Below are 17863 nucleotides of genomic sequence, written 5' to 3'. Positions count from 1 at the left end.
GAGGAGCCCTATCACGATCGCGTAACGCCGAACACGCGCGGCATCCTCCCTTATGCCGCGAAGCGCCAGCAGGAGCGGCACGACATTGACTCTCACCCTGAATCGTTTCAGGATGAGACGGCACGTTCTCACTGCTGCAGACGCGAAAGGACCGCCATGCCGGTGCCTCCCGACCCCATTCGAGTCGACGTCGGGACGGGTGGTGAAGCCTCGCCGACGAGAGATGCCGACGCCCTGCTCGCGGGGTTCGCGGCTCCGGCGCCCGGGGCCAGACCCATGATGCGCTGGTGGTGGTTCGGCCCGGATGTCTCGCGGTCAGATATCGTGCGCCAGCTGAATGCGGTGGCGGATGCCGGGCTCGGCGGGGTCGAGGTCGCGTATGTGTACCCGCTCAGCCGGGTCGAGCATCCGTTCCTGTCTGCCGGGTTCCTCGACGACCTGCGGTTCGCCGCCGACACGGCAGCGTCGCTGGGGCTGCGGTTCGACGTCACGCTGGGCAGCGGATGGTCGTTCGGTGGTCCGCACGTCACGGCGGAGACTGCGTCGCGGAAGCTGCTCTGGGACGTACGCGAGATCGGCGGAGACTCGGTTTCGATCAGTGCCGGGCCGCGGTGGCCGGGCGAGGAACTCGTCGCCGCGTACGTCGGGGAGGGATCCCTTCAGGAGCCGCCGGCGTCGTTCGAGCGCCTTGCGATCGAAGCAGCGCCATCCGACGGTGCTCTTGCGCTCGTACCTGCCAGGCGCACCCCACGGCTCGTCGCGCTCGCGTGGTCGGTCCCGACCGGGCAGCAGGTCAAACGCGCCGCAGCCGGTGCCGAAGGACCGGTACTCGACCACTACTCGGCAACGGCGGTGCGCGACCACCTCAAGGCGGTCGCCGATCCGCTGGTGGATGCCGTCGGCGCCGACCGCATCGGATCCGTCTTCTGCGACAGCCTGGAGGCCTACGACGCGGACTGGACGCCCACCCTGCCCGCCGAGTTCCGCCAACGGCGCTCCCGCGACCCGCTGGACGAGCTCTGGAAGCTCCGCTTCGACGCGCCAGGCGCAGACCGGTTCCGTGCCGAGTTCTACGAGACGCTCTCCGACCTGTTCGAGGAGAACTTCCTGACGCAGATCAGGGAATGGGCCGCGGAGCGAGGTGTGCCGTTCCGCGTGCAGAACTACGGTGTTCCGCTCACCCGGCTCAGCTCGTACCGCGCCGTCGACATCATCGAGGGTGAGGGCTGGGGATGGCGCGGGGTGACGCAGACGCGCTGGGCGGCATCCGCTGCACACCGGTTGGGCCGCGACATCGTCTCGGCCGAAGCGTGGACCTGGGTGCACTCGCCCTCGCTGCGTGCCACCCCGCTCGATCTCAAGGGCGAGGCACACGAGCACTTCCTGCTCGGTGTGAACCACCTGATCGGCCACGGCTGGCCCGCATCGCCTGCTGCCTCCGGCGCAGACCTCGGAAGGCTGTTCTACGCATCCGGAGCGCTCGACGACCGTAACGCGTGGTGGCCTGCCATGCCGGCCCTCGCCGAGTACCTGACCCGGCTGTGCTGGCTGCTTCGCCAGGGACAGCCGGTCGCCGACGTGACGCTGTACCTCCCGTCCGCCGACGCGTACGACATGCTCGGGGTCGCCCAGGGCGGGACGCTCGACCTGTGGCGCACGGCCCGCGACATCATCGGCGGCGCGATCCCGGCGGCGATCCGCGATGCGGGATTCGACTTCGACCTCGTCGACGATCGGATGCTCGAAACACTCGACCCGGCAGCGGTCGCCGCCACGGGCCCGGTGGTGCTTCCGCACGTCGAACGCCTGCCAGAGCGCACGCGTGGCTGGCTTCGTGCCGTGCAGGAGGCCGGCGGCACAGTGATCGACGTGCCGCGCGAGACGGCGGCCGCCCATGACTCATCGACCTGGCGCGTGACCACCGATGACGCACTGGGCAGCGAACTGCGCGCGACTGCGACGCCCGACCTGCGCATCGAGCCGTCGTGCCCCGATATCGGGTTCGTGCACCGCCGCGTCGACGAGGTCGATGTCTACTTCGTCGCCAACACGGGAGCACAGGGCCGCCGGTTCTCGGTGAGTCCGCGTGCGACCGGGGTGCGCTGGCAGCTTTGGGATCCGCAGGCCGGGCTGGTCACCGGCGAGGGCGACGGGCCCGTCGTCCCCCTCGAGCTGGCGCCCTACGAGGCGCGTGTACTCGTGCTCACCGGAACCGACGCGGGATCGAACTCGGCGACCGGGAAGGCGTCGCAAGCCGGTGCGGTGAGCAGGGGCGAGCATCCACTCGGCGACGAGGCGCGGCCATGGACGGTGACGTTCCCCGGCGAAGACGCCTCGCCCGCCGCGCTCCCGCACGACTGGAGCGACGAACGGCCGTACTTCGCGGGAACGGCGACCTACGAGCACGTATTCGACGCGACGGCGCTCTGGGGTGACGAACGGCCGGCACGCGTCGAGCTCGACTTCGGTGAGGCGGCGCCGGTGCGCACGGACGAGGCCGCCGAGCGGGGCATGCGCGGAGCATCCTTCCGGGCGATGGTGGAGCCGCCGATCCGCGAGATCGCCGTCGTCGCCGTGAACGGGGTGGAGTGCGGCGCGCTCTACGCTCCGCCGTATCGCCTGGATGTGACGGGTGCACTCCGACCGGGCGACAACGTGCTGAGCGTCACCGTCGGCAACGCGACGGCCGCGGCGCTCGCCGCGCCAGAAGTCGTGCGGTCGCTGGAGGCGGAGGTAGCAGCATCCCATGAGCGATACGGAGTCCGGTTCCGCATGCAAGACGTCGAGCATGCGGCGGACGGGCTACGGTCGGGGCTGCTGGCGGTTCCGACGCTGCGCTGGGAGGGGTCGCGATGACAGAGCTGGTGTGCGCGCCGATCACGCCGTTCCGTGAGGACGGCGAGCTGGACCTGCCCGGCGTGAGGACGCTGTTCGAGGCGATCCGGGCATCCGGGATCGAGAGCGTGTTCACCCCAGGCACGACCGGCGAATTCACGGCACTGAGCGATGACGAGCGACTCGCGGTGATCGAGTGCGCTCTCGAGGTGTTCGGTGCCGACGGCGTCTACGCTCACGTCGGCGCCGCGACCGCGCGGCAGGCCGTTGCGCTCGCGCGGGCGGCATGGGACCGCGGAGCGACTCGGCTGGGTGCGATCACCCCGTACTACCAGACGGCCGGTCCGATCGCCGTCGCCGAGTACTACCGCCTGCTCACGAGTGCCGTCCCGGAGGCCGAGGTCTACGTCTACGTGTTCCCGGCCCGGGCAACGACGACCGTGTCCCCGCGCGAACTGGCCGCCCTGGCCGCGATCCCCGGCATCGCTGGTGCGAAGATCTCCGGGCTCTCCGCGGCAGAGGTGACCGAGTACATGCGTGCCGTGCCGCCGGACTTCCGCGTGCTCGCGGGCAACGACGCCGACCTCGTGCGCCTGGCCGGCCTGGGTGGTGCGGGAGTCGTGTCGGGAGTGTGCGGGGTGTTCCCCGAGCCGTTCGTCGCGGCCGCTTCAGCTCTGAACGCCGGGGAGGATGCCTCTGCCTGGCAACCCGCGATCGACCGGGCGGTGGAGGCGGTGGGTGGCGGCGACATCCGGCTGCTCAAGGCAGGGCTTGAAGCGCGCGGCCTGCCGGCCGGTCCGGCGCGCGTGTCGCTCGATCCACCCACCGACGAGCGGCTGGCCGTGTTGCATCGAGCGCTCGCCGGGTGACTCAACGGCTCAACCCGTCGCGGGAACGACACGCTCCCGGCCGATCGTGCTCTCGCGCACGATGAGGCTGGGCTCGAGGACGACGGTGCGGTGCTCGTGCACCTCCGGAGCCTCCCGCAGCTCGGCGAGCATGAGGCCGACCGCGACCTTGCCCAGCTCTTGTCCGCGCAGGTTCACCGAGGTCAGGGGCACCGCGCCGCCCCACGCAGCGGAGTTGTGGTCGCATCCCATGACGGCGACGTCTTCGGGCACCCGGATGCCTGCTGCCCTGAATTCGCTGATGATCGCCATCGCGAGCAGGTCGGTGACGGCGAGCACGGCATCCGGACGGTCCTGGCTCCGCATGGCGACGAACGCTGCGCCGGCGGCCGAGCCGCTGGGCGGGTTGAGGTCGGCGGTCTCGATGTCGAGGAGCTGGATGCCATCGGTTTCGCCGATCGCCCGCAGCACACCCTTCCGGCGCTGTACCACCGGCTGCAACGGATCGAGCCCGCCGAGGAACGCGATGCGGGTGCGACCCAGCCGTATGAGATGCCGCGCGGCGAGGTAACCGACCTGTTCGTTGTCGATGAGCACCGTGCAGCAATCGTCGCGTTCGGGGGCGTAGTTGACGAGAACCACGGGCACCGAATGCTCGCGGAGGAACCGGATGCTCTCATGCGGTTCCTGGATCGGCGCCAGCAGCACGCCGGCCGCCCGGGCGCGTTGCAGGAAGTGCAGGTGGGAGAACTGCTGGTCTTCATCGACGGCGCTGTCCGCAATCTGCAGATCGAAACCATGCGCTCGGGCCGGGCCCTGAGCGCCTCGCGTGATGTCGACGAAGAGCGAGTTCATCAGGTCGATGACCACGAGTCCGAGGACGGTGCTCGTGCCAGAGGCGAGCGTACTCGCCGCGCCGTTGCGCGTGAACCCGAGCTCCTCGATGGCGCTGACGACCCGATGCAGGGTCGCCGGTGCCACCTTCTCGGGATGGTTGAGCGCATTCGAGACGGTTCCAGCGGATACTCCTGCACGCGCGGCGACATCCTGGAGCTTGGGCTGCCGCCGCGCTCGCGTGGAGTCGGCGCGCGCTCGCATGGCGTCAGCCTAATGCCCGACGCGGCTCGGCTTGCAGCGCTTCAATCGATCGGGTGCTCGTCCACGAGTCCGGCGCGGGGGTCAGGCCGGCAGCGACACCGTCGCGGTGGCGCGCCCGCCGGACAACGGCCTGTCCTCCTGCCCGGGCAGACGCAGGATGCCGTCCACGCCCTCGGGCAGATCGGCATCCACCGTCAGCTTTCCGTCGTTCAGTGTCCAGTGCACGGCGACGCGGCCGTGCCGGGTTTCCAGCGCGGTCTCCACATCGGTGAGGCCGCCGCCCGGTTGCGGCGCGACCAGCACTGACGAGTACCCGGGTTCGAGCGGGGCGATGCCGCCGACGACGCGATGCATCCAGTCCGCGACGGCTCCGAGCGCGTAGTGGTTGAAGCTCGTCATCTGGCCGGGGTTGATGGTGCCGTCGGGCAGCATCGAGTCCCAGCGCTCCCACACAGTCGTCGCGCCCATCGTCACCGGGTACAGCCACGACGGGCATTCGCGTTCGAGCAGCAGGCGATACGCGGCATCCACGTGCCCGGTCTTGGTGAGGGCATCCGTGATGAACGGCGTGCCGGCGAAGCCGGTTGAGATGCGGTACTGGGCCTGCTCGGCGAGCTCCGCCAGGCGACGCCCGGCGAACTCCTCGTGTTCGGGGCTCAGCAGCCCGAACGCGATGGCCAGCGAGTAAACGGTGGTGCAGTCGCTCTTCACCACGCCCTGCTCGTCGACGTACTCGTCGTTGAACGCCTGGTGCAGACGTGTCGCGATCCTGTCGAACTCGGCGAACTCCTCGGTCAGGCCCAGCACCTTTGCGACGTCGGCGACGATACGGGCCGACCGGTAGGCGGATGCCGTCGCGACGACCCCCTTGTCGGCCTTAGCGCGTGCCGGGTCCTCCGGCGGAGCATCGGGGTCGAGCCAGTCGCCGAACTGGAAGTTGGCGTCCCACACCCCGCTTGGGGAGAGCAGCGACTCGACCCGTCGCACGTGCGCGGCCATCGAGCCGAACTGGCGCTGCAGCACGTCGGTGTCGCCGTAGGCCTGGTACAGCGTCCACGGCACCCAGACCGCGGCGTCGCTCCAGATCGCGGTCGAGTCGATCGGGCCGAGATCGCTCGGCTCCTCCCGGTCGGCGAACTTGAGCACGTCGGGAATGACGAACCCGACGATGCCATCGTGGTGCTGCTGCTCCAGATCGAGGTCGACGAGCCAGTCAGAGAGGAAGGAGTCGACATCGAACAGGAAGGCCGCGGTCGGCGCGAACGCGGCGATGTCGCCCGTCCACCCGAGCCGCTCGTCGCGTTGCGGGCAGTCGGTCGGCACGTCCACGAAGTTGCCCCGCATGCCCCACACCACGTTCTCGTGGAACCGGTCGAGCAGCGGATCGGATGTCGTCATCGTCCCGATGCGCGTCAGCTCGGAGCCGACGACCACGGCGGTGACAGCCGCTGGGTCGAACTCGCCGGGCCATCCGCTGATCTCCGCGTATCGGAAGCCGTGGAACGTGAACGTGGGCTCGAAGTCATCCTCGCCGCCGCTGAGGATGAAGCGATCCGTGGCCTGCGCCGTGCGAAGCGGCCGAGTTCCGAGCTCGTCGTGCTCGAGCACCTCGGCGTGCCGCACCGTGATCTCGGTGCCAGCCGGTCCCTGCACACGAAGACGCAGCCATCCGACCAGATTCTGACCGAAGTCGAGGAGTGTCTTGCCCGACGGTGAGGTGATCACTTCGGCGACCGGCAGCTCGTTCCAGCGCTTCACATGCGGCCCGATGTAGGGCGCGAGCGTAGCGGTGTCGAAGTCGACGGCGTGCACTCCGACCCAGTCGTCGGCCGTGAATCCAGGATGCTTCCACGCATCGTCGAGGCGGCGCGCGTCGATCGTCTCGCCGTCGTACAGGTCGTTGGCGAGCACAGCGCTCGGCCCGCTCTTCCAACTCTCGTCGGTGGTGACGAGCTGGCGGCTCCCGTCGGCGAACTCGATCTCGAGCTGGGCGAACGCACCGAGCTCTGAACCGTAGAACCAGCCGCGGCCGGTCCAGCCTAGGCGGCCGCCGAACCAGCCCTTGCCGAGCGCCAGTGCGATCGCGGTGCGAGCCTCGATCAACTCAGTCACGTCGTAGGTCGCGTAACGCAACCTCCACTCGTAGCTGCTCCACCCCGGCGTCAGCACGTCGTCGGAGACGGCTCGGCCGTTCAACCAGGCCTCGACGATGCCGCGAGCGGTGAGGGTGAGCGTCGCCTTCTGGACCGCTCCGTGCCCTTCGTCGAGGTCGAACTCGCTGCGGAGCAGCGGGGCTGAATCGAATGCCGAATCGGGAGCGATCATCTGTGCGTGCCACGTCATTGTGCTGGGCTCTCTCTGCGGGATCGATAAAGGTGAGTGGGATATTGAAACGCTTCAAAGACGGCGTTCCATCCGACGCTAGAAGCCGTTCCCCGTCGTGTCAAGCGCCGGGTTGTGACGATTCAATCCTCGTTCGGAAACTCGCTCATAGAACGAGGCGCAGCAAGGTATGCGCGAGGTCGTGGTGGCCGTTCTCCCACATCACGTCGAGCAGGCACGGAACCGAGACGAATCCGGTGTCGAGGTGAGTACGACCACGAGCAGAAACTCCACCCGGATGCCCACGTGTAGAACGGCGCGCCCGTCGCTACCGCGGCTCCCGCTCCGGACTCGGCTGCGGCGCCCTCCGCGTGAATCCGTGGCGACACTAGGTGTACAGGCCGACACTAGCCGCACAGCACCTAGCGTCAGTGCATACGCCTAGTTTCGCGGCTCGGCAGCTCCGCGGCTCGACGGTTCAGCGGCGGGGCGGCTCGACGTCCCGGCGGCTCCGCGGCTCGGCGGCTCCGCGACTCGGCGTTCGCGGCTCGACGGCTCGCGGCTGGCGCGGGCGCTCAGCGGGCGCGGCGAGCCGGGCCGGTCGAGCCGCGAGGGACGACGTGCGGGCCGAACGAGAGGTCGTGCGCGGGCGCGGTTCCCTCCAGCAGCGACCACATGCGCTGCCACGCCTGCTCGCCGAGGTCCTCGACGGGGATGGCGGCCGTCGTGAGCGGCGGCGTGGTGTAGCGGGCGAAGGGGATGTCGTCGAATCCGGTGACCGAGACATCCTCTGGCACGCGGATGCCCCTCTCGCCGAGCGCGCTCAGCAGCCCCATGGCGACGAGGTCGTTGAACGCGAGCACCGCCGTCGCGCCGGAGTCGACGACGACCTGTGCTGAGGCGTGTCCGTCTTCGAAGCCGACCCCGCACGGACTCGTCGCGATGCTCGCATCGGTGTGGGATGCCTGGAACTCGCGGATGGCGGCTAACCGGTTGAGGTTCGAGGCGGCCTGCCGGCTGCCCGCGAGGTAGAGCATCTCGCGGTGGCCGAGCTCGTAGAGGTGGTCGAGTAGTCCCGTGAGGCCCGCCTTGTAATCCGCGACCACGGACGGCACATGCTGTGCCGAGTCCCGCCGCTGAGGGGAGGCGCTCTCGGCCGGTCCCGGACCGATCGAAGCCATGCCGCCGAGCGCCGAGGTGGCGGGATCCGGGATGCGATTGATGATGACGGCGGGAGCCAGTAGCGGCAGCACGGCCGCGAGCTCCTCGGCGGGCATGCGCGGCGCACACAGGACGATGCCGTCGCAGCGGCGACGGGCATCCAGAGCCAGAACCCGCTCCTCGCTCGCCTGCTCATGCGAATCGGCGACGAGCACGTGGTAGCCCCGCTCGGATGCCCCGTCGCTGAGCCCGCGCAGCGCGCCCTGGAACGTGGGGTTGCCCAGGTCGGGCACCACGACCGCGATGGTCTGCGTGGTGCCGAGCACGAGACTGCGGGCCAGCGGACTGGCGGAATAGCCCAGGGACGATGCAGCCTCCCGCACCCGCTCGGCGAGCGCGGCATCGACCGTGGTGCTGCCGTTCATCACCCGTGAGACGGTCGACAGCGACACTCCGGCCCGCGCTGCGACGTCCGCGATCGTGGCGCCACCGCGTCGCACACCCGACTTCGTTCTGGCCACCGTGGCCCCCTTCTCGACGCTGCCCCACGATATCGTGTATCGTGAGAGAAAGCGTTTTCTCACGCTAGCAGGTCGCGTCGCCGAAAGCCCCGATTCGAGGTCGGCGGCGCGGCGCACGTCATGTCCGGCGCACGTTCGACCGGGCCAGTTCGAAAGAGGAACATCGTGCCGCACCGCACCCGGTATGCCATCGTCGGAACCGGTTCCCGCGCCCAGATGTACATCGACGCGATCATCGGCCAGCACGCCGATGCCGCCGAGCTCGTCGCAGCGCTCGACCCGAATCAGGGCCGCCTCGAGCACTACGTGAACCACATCGCACAGGTGGCTCCGGATGCCGGCACTCCCGTGACCGCGCATCCCGACGAGCTCGAGCGCGTCATCCGTGACGAGCGCATCGAGCGTGTCATCGTGACCTCGCCCGACTTCACGCACGCCGAGTACGTCTCCCGTGCCCTGCGGGCAGGTGCCCGCGTGGTCGTCGAGAAGCCGCTGACCATCGACGAGGCGGGAAGCCGTCGCATCGTCGAGGCGGTGCGCGAGACCGACGGTGACGTCGTCATGACGTTCAACTACCGGTACGCGCCGCGCAACAGCGCGTTCAAGCGCGTGATCTCCTCTGGCGCGATCGGGCGCCCGTTGTCCGTCCATTTCGAGTGGGTGCTCGACACGTCGCATGGCGCTGACTACTTCCGCCGCTGGCACCGGCAGAAGGCCAACTCGGGCGGCCTGCTCATCCACAAGGCGTCGCACCACTTCGACCTCGTCAACTGGTGGATCTCCGACGTGCCGGCACGCGTGTTCGCCTCGGGGGGCTTGCGCTTCTATGGCGCGGACAACTGGCGAGGCCGCGGCGGAGGCGAGCGTCCGGAACGCGGCACCGGGGCATCCGGCGATCCGTTCGCGCTCGATCTCGAGGCGGACGAGAAGCTGCGCGACCTGTATCTGCGCAACGAGCGGTATGACGGATACCTGCGCGACAAGGATGTCTTCGACCCCGGCATCAGCATCGAGGACAACCTCTCGCTCGTGGTCGACTACGCGGGCGGCCCGAGCATGAGCTACTCCCTCAACGCGCACAGCCCGTGGGAGGGCTACCGGATCGCGGTGAACGGCACCGAGGGGCGCGTCGAGCTCGACGTCGTCGAGCGCAGCGACGTGAGCCTGGACGGCGGGGGTCGCATCGTCGACCCCTCCGCCGTGGTGGATTCCCGGTCGGCAACGTTGCGGCCGCGCGGAGAGCACATCCTGCTGCAGCGGCACTGGGAGGCGCCAGAAGAAGTCGAGATCCCGGCGGGCGAGGGCGGGCACGGCGGCGGCGACGCCATCCTGCTGCGCGACGTGTTCGTCGGCCGCGGCGAGGACGACCTGGGCCGCGCGGCGGACTACCAGGACGGCATCCGTGCGATCGCGGTCGGAATCGCGGGCAACCGCTCGCTGGCGACCGGACTGCCCGTACGGGTCGATGAACTGGACCTGGGCGTGCGGCTGGGCGACGCGAGCTCCGTGAGCGCGCCGCAGTCGCCCGCCGTCGGACAGCCGTCGTACTCCCCGGTCGCTCCGGCTCCGGAGAACGCGCGATGAGTCGCGTTCTCGTCACCGGAAGCTCCGGCCGCCTCGGCCGCAGCGTGGTCGCGGTGCTGACCGAGCGTGGGCACGAAGTGATCGGCGTGGACCTCACGGTCCCGACCGAGGTTGCGGCCGAGCAGGTGTCCGCGGACCTGACCGACGCGGCACAGGCATCCGCCGTCATCGCCGAGGCGCGAGTGGATGCCGTCATCCACCTCGCCGCCATCGCCGTGCCGTTCAGCGCGCCGGAGCAGCACATCCTGCGCACGAACGCGTCGCTCGCCTACAACGTGATGCAGGCCGCGGTGGATGCCGGTGTTCGCAAGATCGTGACGGCATCCAGCCCGACGGTGTTCGGCTACGGATCGCCGGCCGGCTGGGTTCCCGAGCGGCTGCCGCTGGACGAGGATGTCGAGCCGCGACCGTGGAACGCGTACGCGCTGTCGAAGCTGCTCGCCGAGCGGACCATGGCGATGTTCGCGGCGCAGAAGGGCGACGAGGTGCGGCTCGCCGCGTTCCGCCCGTGTTACGTCGTCGCTCCCGAGGAGTGGCACGGGGCTCCTACGCAGCAGGGCCACACGATCCTCGAGCGGCTCGACGATCCGGCGCTCTCAGCCCCCGCTCTGTTCAACTACGTGGACGCCCGCGACGTGGGCGGGTTCCTCGACACGCTCGTGGCCGGACTCGACGACATTCCGAACGCGCAGACGTTCATGGTCGGAGCCGCCGATGCGCTGGCGCGTCGGCCGCTCGCCGAGCTGATGCCGGTCTACTGGCCCTCGACGGCGGATGCGGCCCGCGAACTCACCGGCACAGCGCCCGCGTTCTCGATCGAGAAGGCGAGGCGGCTGCTGGGCTGGACGCCCACGCACGACTGGCGCAGCGAGCTCGCCCCTGTACTGACCGGAGGTACCCGATGAAGTTCGATGGCGTGCTGTTCTTTCCCGTGACGGCGTTCGCCGCCGACGGATCCGTCGACACGGCGCTCACGGCCGAGCATGTGGCCTCGCGCCTTCCGTTCGGGCCCGGCGGCGTCTTCCCGGCGTGCGGCACCGGCGAGTTCCACGCGCTGAGCGCATCCGAGGTCGGCGACGTCGTCGCGGCCACCGTGAAGGCGGTCGACGGGAGCGTTCCCGTCGTGGCCGGGGCGGGCGGCCCGCTGGGGCACGCGATCGAGTGCGCAAGGCGCGCGGCGGATGCCGGTGCCGACGCCCTGCTCGTGCTCCCGCCATACCTGGTCGGAAGCACCACGTCGGGAACGGTCGCGTACATCGAGGCCGTGCTGCGGGCATCCGATCTGCCGGTCATCGTCTACCACCGCGGCTCTGCACGCCTCAACGAGGATGCCGCCGCACGGCTCGCGACCAACCCGCGCGTGCTCGGCTTCAAGGACGGCGTCGGCGATCTCGGCGTCGCGCAACAGCTCGTGCGTGCCGTCGCCGCGACCGGGCGCGAGGACTTCGCGTTCTTCAACGGCCTGCCCACCGCGGAGCTCACGCAGCAGGCGTACCGCGCGATCGGCATCCCGCTGTACTCGTCGGCAGCCTTCGCAATGGCGCCCCGGGTGGCGAAGGCGTTCTACGAGGCGTACGCGTCGGGCGACGACGCGCGTCGCCTCGAGATCCTCGACGCGTTCTACCTGCCGCTGGTGCGGCTGCGCGACGAGGTGCCAGGGTTCGCGGTGTCGCTGGTGAAGGCGGGCGTGCGTCTCGGGTCCAGCGGAGCTCGTGGACTGCCGGTCGGCGGGGTGCGTCCGCCACTCGTGGATCCGGACGAGCGGCAGGTCGAGGAGCTGCGACGCATCCTCGCGATCGGCGACGAGCTCGTCGCATAGCGGGCCGCGATGTTCAGTTGCGCAAGTGACAGGCCGGCGAAAGCGAGACGACCGTGAGCATCGCACGACCCACCGACACTGCCGCGTTGGGCCGCATCACCGGCCTTCGCACGCGGCTGATCGACGTTCCGCTGCTGCGGCCGTGGGGAACGGATGTCACGCAGTGGCACATCATCGAGGTGCTCGTGGACACCGAGTCCGGCGTCACCGGCCACGGCTTCAGTTGGACGCCCACCATCGGCGCGCACTCGGTGCAGGCCATGCTCGACCACGACATCCGCGATTTCGTGCTCGGCCGCGACGCGGATGCCCGCACACTGTGGACGCCGCTCTGGCAGCGCTTGCACGAGGCGGGTTCCGGCGGCGTGACCACCATCGCGATGGCCGGTCTCGATCTCGCGCTGTGGGATGCCGCCGGGCGGGCGGTGCAGGCATCCGTCACCGAGCTGCTGGGTACGAGCCGGGCATCCGTCGGGGTCTACGGCAGCGGGGTGAACCGGCACTACTCGCTGGACGAACTCGTGGCTCAGGCCGGGCGATGGCGGGATGCGGGCTACCGGCTCGTCAAGATCAAGGTGGGCGGGCATCCGCTGGCCGAAGACGTCGACCGGGTCGCTGCGGTGCGCGAGACCATCGGGCCGGATTCCGAGCTCGCGATCGACGCGAACCAGCTGTGGGACCTCGACGAGGCGGAGCGTGCGATAGGCGAGCTGAGCCGATTCGGGCTGCGCTGGATTGAGGAGCCGCTGCGGGCCGACGACCTGCTCGGGCATGCCGAGCTGCGCTCGCGCATCGACGTTCCGGTCGCGCTTGGCGAGAATCTGCACACGGCGTACCGGTTCCGCGAGGCGATCGAGCTGGGCGCGGCGGACATCCTGCAGCCGAACGTGATCCGCGTCGGCGGAATCACGCCGTTCCTCGCGATCGCCGAGCTCGTGACCGGCGCTGGAGCGAGCGCGGCAGCCGACGCCGGCGCCGATGCGGCGGTCGCGGGGGTCGAGTTGCACCCGCACCTGCTGCCTGAGCTATCCGGCCAGCTCGCCCTCGCCCTGCCGCGAGAAACGCTCGTCGAAGACGTCGAGGATGCCGGTTTCGAGCGGCTGGGACTGCTCGCCGAGCCCGCGCCCGTGCGCATCGCGGATGCCGCACTCACCTCTGCGGCGCGCCCCGGCCTCGGCATCACGCTGGCCTAGCCCAGCCCCCTCAGCGGGAAGTTCCCGCGAACTTGGCCACGGCGTCCGGCGACTCCGGCGTGAAGAAGTTCACGAGGGTGCCGTCAGGGTCGCGCACGAGCAGCGACCGGTTTCCCCAGGGCATCGTGGTCGGGCGCTGCACGACCTCCATCGTGTCGGCCGGCAGCGAGTCGAAGAGTGCGTCCACGTCGTCGACGATGAACTCGACGATGGCCGACCTGTTGGCGGCCGGTTCGGCGGAGCCAGGGCCGAAGAGCGCGACCGTCCGGGTGCTGCCGATGGCCAGCGTGCCGTTCTTCGTACGCAGTTCGGCGAAGTCAGGCGTCGGTCGCACCGCGTTGACGCCGGTCATCCGCTCGTAGAACGTGACGAGTCGATCGACGTCGGCGGTGATGAGGCGGATCGAGACGAGATTCATGATTCCTCCAGGGTCGGAAAGGTTGGTGGAATCCATGCTCGCGAGAAGTGCCGACAGCGTCCTGTCGGTGTTTCCGACGAAATCGTGAGCCCGAACATCCATCGAGCCCGACGTCTCAGAGCAGCGTCAGCGAGCGCAGGTCGCCCTCCGGAACCTGGACGTCGTCGGCCGACAGAGCGCGCGGCGACACCCTCTCGCTCAGCGCCGTGACCCCATCGATGCGGTCGAAGCGGAACGCGCGCGGTGCATCGCGCATCCTGCACCATCCGAGCAGGTACCAGGCGGTGGTGGAGCGGATGTACCCGAGCGGCTCGACGTCGCGCACGGTCTGCCGGCCGTCGCGATCGGTGTAGCCGCAGACGGAGCACGCGCCGCTGCGAAACCGCCGCCGCAAGCTCACGCGGAACGGATGTCTCGCGCTCGGGCACACCGATCACGTGAACTCGCTCGACGAGGTCTTCGGCATCCGCTGCGTCGCGCTCCGCCATCGCACCGAGCAGTTTGCGCAGCGCGCTGCCTCCCGCGATGTGAAAGGGACTGTCGGATGCCGTGAGCTGCAACGCGACGGCCACGGCTACCGCCTCGTCGGGAGAGAAGTTCAGAGGTGGCAGCGTTCGATCGCGGTCGATGCAGTATCCGCCCGTGCGTCCCGGCTCTGCCCAGATCGGAACGCCGCCCTGCTGCAGCGCATCGATGTCGCGTTCGATGGTGCGAACGCTCACTTCGAATCGCCGCGCGAGCCAGGTCGCGCTCCGCGGCCGCGGCGCTACCGCACGCAGTTCCTCCGTGACGGCGTAGAGGCGATCGATTCGGTTCACCTCTCGACGGTAGCGGGATCAGCTGTCCGCTTTCGACAGCGGAGAGCCGGAACTCGACACCTGCTGACCTCGACGCACGAACCGTTGCCGGGTTCTACTCACGGGCATCAGCGTGGGGGCCGGAGCGCTCTTTCGACTTCCACCTCAGGCGACGGAGTCGAAGTGAATTCTGAGACCCAGCGCTCCGGCGACCTTGACAATGGTGGCGAAGCTGGGGTTGCTGTTGCCCGAGAGTGCCTTATAGAGGCCTTCGCGGCTCATGCCCACACGGCGGGCGAGTTCGCTGATGTTGCCCGACCGTGCGATGACACCGAGCGCTCGAACGACGAGTGTGGGATCATCCGCGCCGCCGTCGAGTGCCGCTTCCAAGTAGGCAGCAGCATCTTCGAGGTCGGTCAGGTAGTCCGCGCTGTCGTAGGGCCCGAACTTCTCAGTCGCGTCACTCATGATTCCTCCACTCCTGGGCGATTCGGTGTGCTCGGTGAATGTCGCTTTGCTGGGTCGACTTGTCTCCGCAGCACAGCAGCAGGACCAGCTGGCCACCGTCTTGCACGTAGTAGACGCGGTAGCCGGGCCCGTAGTCGATCCTGAGCTCGAGGACCCCTCCGCCGACGTATCGCGCATCACCGGGATTCCCTGCGGCAAGTCGATCGATACGCACGAGAATGCGTACCCTCGCCTGCCGGTCATTCAGTTTTCGGAGCCAACGGTTGAAGGTTTCGCTTCTCAGAACCTCAACTATGTGTCAACTGTAGTTCACAACACAACCTTTGCTGAAGCTGCGTTGGACCTCGCCTGCAGTGCAGCGACCTCGCCGCGATCGTGTCGACCGGAGCCCTGTGACCGTTCGGCCCGCACGTGCGATCCTCGAACCATGGCGTGCACCTGGTTATCCGTAACGGTCGAGTTGCTCGGCGGTCGCGGGCACGAGCTGTGGCCGTATCCCGGGCGCGTGTTCGCGGTCGGGCCGTTGCACACTTTCGGGCAGCTGGCGGATGCGATCAACGATGCGTTCGCGCGGTGGGATCGCTCGCACGTGACGATGTTCACACTCGCCGACGGACGCGTGGTCACTGATGTCGACACCGGGCTCGAGCTGGCCGGATCGCCAGACGGCGCGCTGCTTCGCCCCCTCGACATGGCTACCACCACGGTCTCCGGCAGCGTCGGCCTGGGCGCCGAGTTCCAGTTCACCTTCGACCTCGGCGACCGGTGGACTCACCGCTGCGTCGTCGAGGAATACCTGGTCGATCCGATCGAAGTGCTCGGCGCGGTGCCGCCCGGACCGCTTCCGTCTTGGGGATGGGGGGAGCTACCTGATCAGTACGGTCGCCGCTGGTCCGACGACGACGGACAAAGTCGCGCGCCGAAGCGACCCGCGCATCCTCATCCGATGCTGGTCGGTCTGTGGCCCGCACACGGCCAAGTGCTCGATCTCGATCTGACGGAAGTGCGCAAGGCGATCGCGGCAAAGGATGTGTCGCACTTTCTCGCGGCGTTGTCCGGTCGGGACATCGACGACGCCTTGCAGCAGATCTCCGCCGGACTACGGATCGCGCTGGCGGAGCACGCTCCTGATGCCGAGACGACGGCATTGTCGGTCGTGAACCGCCTGACGTCGCGCGGTGCGGCCGGAGATCAGGTGCTCGCTGACGAACTCCTGGCGCTGCTGCGCGGAGAGACTCCGGCCGGACAGCCCGTGCCCGTCGACCTCGAGATGCTCGCCTACTCGCTTGATCGCGGTCCCGAGATGTCGCTGGGCGTCTACGTCGATCTGGTCACCGGCGATGTGCTGGACGAGAGCGAGACCGACCCGTTGCTGTTGGGGGAGGATGCTGCCGTCGACGTGGAGGCCGAGCCGGATCGCTGGCTGTTCGTGCATCTCACCGAGTCGCGCGAGCAGTGGCTCGACATGGAGGCGTTCGCCGAGTCGCAGCACGACCAGGACCTGCGGGAGCGATTGGAGAGAGCGATCGAGGGCAGAGGCGCCTTCCGGCGATTCCGCGACCTCCTCCACGAGGAAGACCTTGAAGAACGGTGGAACGTGTTCTCCACCGACCGCCAGATCGGGAGAGCACGGGAAGCACTCGCCGACAGCGGATTCCGCGCAGTCCCGGGCTGACTGCGGGACGGGTGCTCCCCGGGTCGTTCCAAATCCGACACAATCGTTCCAGATTCACGACAACTGTGCCAGCATCGTCATATGAACTTGAGCGAGCCGCTTGACGGCCTCACCACCACGGTGGAGGCGGCCGTGCTTCGCGTTCTCGCCCGCGCGGATACCGGCTTCTCGGGGCGACGGGTGCACGCGCTCGCTGACGTGGGCTCGACGTCCAGCGTGCATCGTGCGCTTGGTTCACTTGTGCGTGTAGGTGTCGTGACGGCCGAGGTGAGCCCGCCGTCTATCATCTACCGCGCCAACCGTGACCACGTGCTCTGGCCGGTGATCCAGGCGGGGCTGGATGCGCGCGCTCGGGTGTTCGGGGGCATCCGCACCTTTTGCAAGGAGTTGGTGCCCGAGGAAGTCCCGGACGAACAAGGGCTCACGGTGGTCGTGTACGGTTCGGTCGCGCGCCGTGAGTCCACGCTCGACTCCGACGTCGATCTCTTCGTGGTGTTCCCCGACGAGTTCGACGGCGACGCTCGGGCGGACATCGGTTACCGACTGTCCGGCCATGTCGGCCGCATCACGGGTAACGAGACGCAGGTGGTCTCAGTCGACCGGTCTGAAGTCGCGGAGCGGATCAAGGAGAACGACGCGCTCATCGTCAACGTTCTCCGCGACGGCATCCTCGTCTTCGGCGCGCCGCTCAGCCGAAGCGCAAAGCACGTCGCATGAATCCTCGGATCAGTGCTCGAAGGCAGCCAATGGATGCCGCCGCTGTGCGCATACGGTTCCGTGACGCAGAGACGCGCCTCGCATCGGCCGAACTCCAACTGACGGGGGAGAGTCCGCACGAGTGGAAGCACGCCGCCGAGATCGCGGTGAGTACGGGCATAGCGGCGAGCGACGCGATCTGTGGGCATGTCCTTGGCTACAAAGTGGCATCGGAGTCTCATCGTGATGCCGTCGAGGCCCTGCGGACGGCGACGGATGCTGCAACGGCGAAGCACCTCGATGCGCTCCTGGCGGTGAAGTCCGCGCAGTCGTACGGCGATCGGCTACCCACGAAAGCGGATGCATCCAGGCATGTCTCGCACGCGCGGCGCCTCGTCGACGCTGCCAGGACGGTGTTGGCCGGCTGA

The 17863-nt window shown here is 68.8% G+C and carries 16 protein-coding genes; 9 read left to right on the top strand and 7 right to left on the bottom strand.

Features of this window, described 5'->3' with window-relative positions:
• Window positions 1–156: 156 nt before the first annotated feature.
• Together ACYVII_RS11540 and ACYVII_RS11535 are read left to right on the top strand one after the other, a co-directional pair.
• Window positions 157–2856: a glycosyl hydrolase family 2 protein gene (locus ACYVII_RS11540; RefSeq protein ID WP_460535083.1), complete on the top strand. Its 2700-nt coding sequence runs from the start codon at window positions 157–159 to the stop codon at window positions 2854–2856.
• The gene (locus ACYVII_RS11535; RefSeq protein WP_460535082.1) at window positions 2853–3704 is read left to right on the top strand and encodes a dihydrodipicolinate synthase family protein; all 852 of its coding nucleotides are present in this window, start codon (window positions 2853–2855) and stop codon (window positions 3702–3704) included. The genes ACYVII_RS11540 and ACYVII_RS11535 overlap by 4 nt, the downstream gene beginning before the upstream one ends.
• 9 nt (window positions 3705–3713) lie before the next feature.
• Here the strand turns inward: ACYVII_RS11535 and ACYVII_RS11530 are convergent, their stop codons facing one another.
• From ACYVII_RS11530 to ACYVII_RS11520, 3 genes are all read right to left on the bottom strand, one after another.
• Window positions 3714–4781 carry a LacI family DNA-binding transcriptional regulator gene (locus ACYVII_RS11530; RefSeq protein WP_460535081.1) on the bottom strand — a complete coding sequence of 356 codons (1068 nt, stop codon included), beginning with the start codon at window positions 4779–4781 and terminating at the stop codon, window positions 3714–3716.
• Between the two features lie 81 nt (window positions 4782–4862).
• Complete coding sequence (locus tag ACYVII_RS11525) at window positions 4863–7124, bottom strand: alpha-L-rhamnosidase (RefSeq protein ID WP_460535080.1); 2262 nt, start codon at window positions 7122–7124, stop codon at window positions 4863–4865.
• Window positions 7125–7678: 554 nt separating this feature from the next.
• On the bottom strand, window positions 7679–8785 hold the full coding sequence (locus ACYVII_RS11520) for a LacI family DNA-binding transcriptional regulator (protein ID WP_460535078.1): 1107 nt from the start codon (window positions 8783–8785) through the stop codon (window positions 7679–7681).
• Between the two features lie 120 nt (window positions 8786–8905).
• On the opposite strand from ACYVII_RS11520, the gene ACYVII_RS11515 reads away from it, so the two are divergent.
• Genes ACYVII_RS11515 through ACYVII_RS11500 form a run of 4 tightly spaced genes read left to right on the top strand, consistent with a single transcriptional unit; the run spans window position 8906 to window position 13381 of the window.
• A complete protein-coding gene (locus ACYVII_RS11515) occupies window positions 8906–10369 on the top strand; it encodes a Gfo/Idh/MocA family protein (RefSeq protein ID WP_460535077.1) in 1464 nt (487 codons plus the stop codon).
• Window positions 10366–11274, top strand: a complete 909-nt coding sequence (locus ACYVII_RS11510; RefSeq protein ID WP_460535075.1) for an NAD-dependent epimerase/dehydratase family protein — start codon at window positions 10366–10368, stop codon at window positions 11272–11274. Before ACYVII_RS11515 ends, ACYVII_RS11510 begins: the two co-directional genes overlap by 4 nt.
• On the top strand, window positions 11271–12188 hold the full coding sequence (locus ACYVII_RS11505) for a beta/alpha barrel domain-containing protein (RefSeq protein ID WP_460535073.1): 918 nt from the start codon (window positions 11271–11273) through the stop codon (window positions 12186–12188). The genes ACYVII_RS11510 and ACYVII_RS11505 overlap by 4 nt, the downstream gene beginning before the upstream one ends.
• A 53-nt stretch (window positions 12189–12241) precedes the next feature.
• Window positions 12242–13381: a mandelate racemase/muconate lactonizing enzyme family protein gene (locus ACYVII_RS11500; protein ID WP_460535071.1), complete on the top strand. Its 1140-nt coding sequence runs from the start codon at window positions 12242–12244 to the stop codon at window positions 13379–13381.
• A 10-nt stretch (window positions 13382–13391) separates the two neighbouring features.
• On the opposite strand, the gene ACYVII_RS11495 is transcribed toward ACYVII_RS11500, so the two are convergent.
• The 4 genes from ACYVII_RS11495 to ACYVII_RS11480 form a co-directional block, all read right to left on the bottom strand.
• Entirely contained in the window at window positions 13392–13835 is a 444-nt protein-coding gene (locus tag ACYVII_RS11495) for a VOC family protein (protein ID WP_460535069.1), read from the bottom strand.
• Window positions 13836–13914: 79 nt separating this feature from the next.
• Window positions 13915–14199, bottom strand: coding sequence for a helix-turn-helix transcriptional regulator (locus ACYVII_RS11490; protein WP_460535067.1), 285 nt, complete (start codon window positions 14197–14199; stop codon window positions 13915–13917).
• A gap of 562 nt (window positions 14200–14761) precedes the next feature.
• On the bottom strand, window positions 14762–15064 hold the full coding sequence (locus ACYVII_RS11485) for a helix-turn-helix domain-containing transcriptional regulator (protein ID WP_460535065.1): 303 nt from the start codon (window positions 15062–15064) through the stop codon (window positions 14762–14764).
• A complete protein-coding gene (locus ACYVII_RS11480) occupies window positions 15057–15347 on the bottom strand; it encodes a type II toxin-antitoxin system RelE/ParE family toxin (protein WP_460535170.1) in 291 nt (96 codons plus the stop codon). The genes ACYVII_RS11485 and ACYVII_RS11480 overlap by 8 nt, the downstream gene beginning before the upstream one ends.
• Before the next feature lie 144 nt (window positions 15348–15491).
• Between ACYVII_RS11480 and ACYVII_RS11475 the strand changes: the two genes are divergently transcribed.
• From ACYVII_RS11475 to ACYVII_RS11465, 3 genes are all read left to right on the top strand, one after another.
• Window positions 15492–16739, top strand: coding sequence for a UPF0158 family protein (locus tag ACYVII_RS11475; RefSeq protein ID WP_460535062.1), 1248 nt, complete (start codon window positions 15492–15494; stop codon window positions 16737–16739).
• Between the two features lie 81 nt (window positions 16740–16820).
• Window positions 16821–17456, top strand: coding sequence for a nucleotidyltransferase family protein (locus ACYVII_RS11470; protein WP_460535059.1), 636 nt, complete (start codon window positions 16821–16823; stop codon window positions 17454–17456).
• Window positions 17457–17485: 29 nt separating this feature from the next.
• Complete coding sequence (locus ACYVII_RS11465) at window positions 17486–17863, top strand: hypothetical protein (RefSeq protein WP_460535057.1); 378 nt, start codon at window positions 17486–17488, stop codon at window positions 17861–17863.

This window comes from Humibacter ginsengiterrae, from assembly GCF_054780115.1.
Note: the sequence above shows the minus strand (reverse complement) of the source record. Positions and strands in the feature narration are given on the sequence as shown.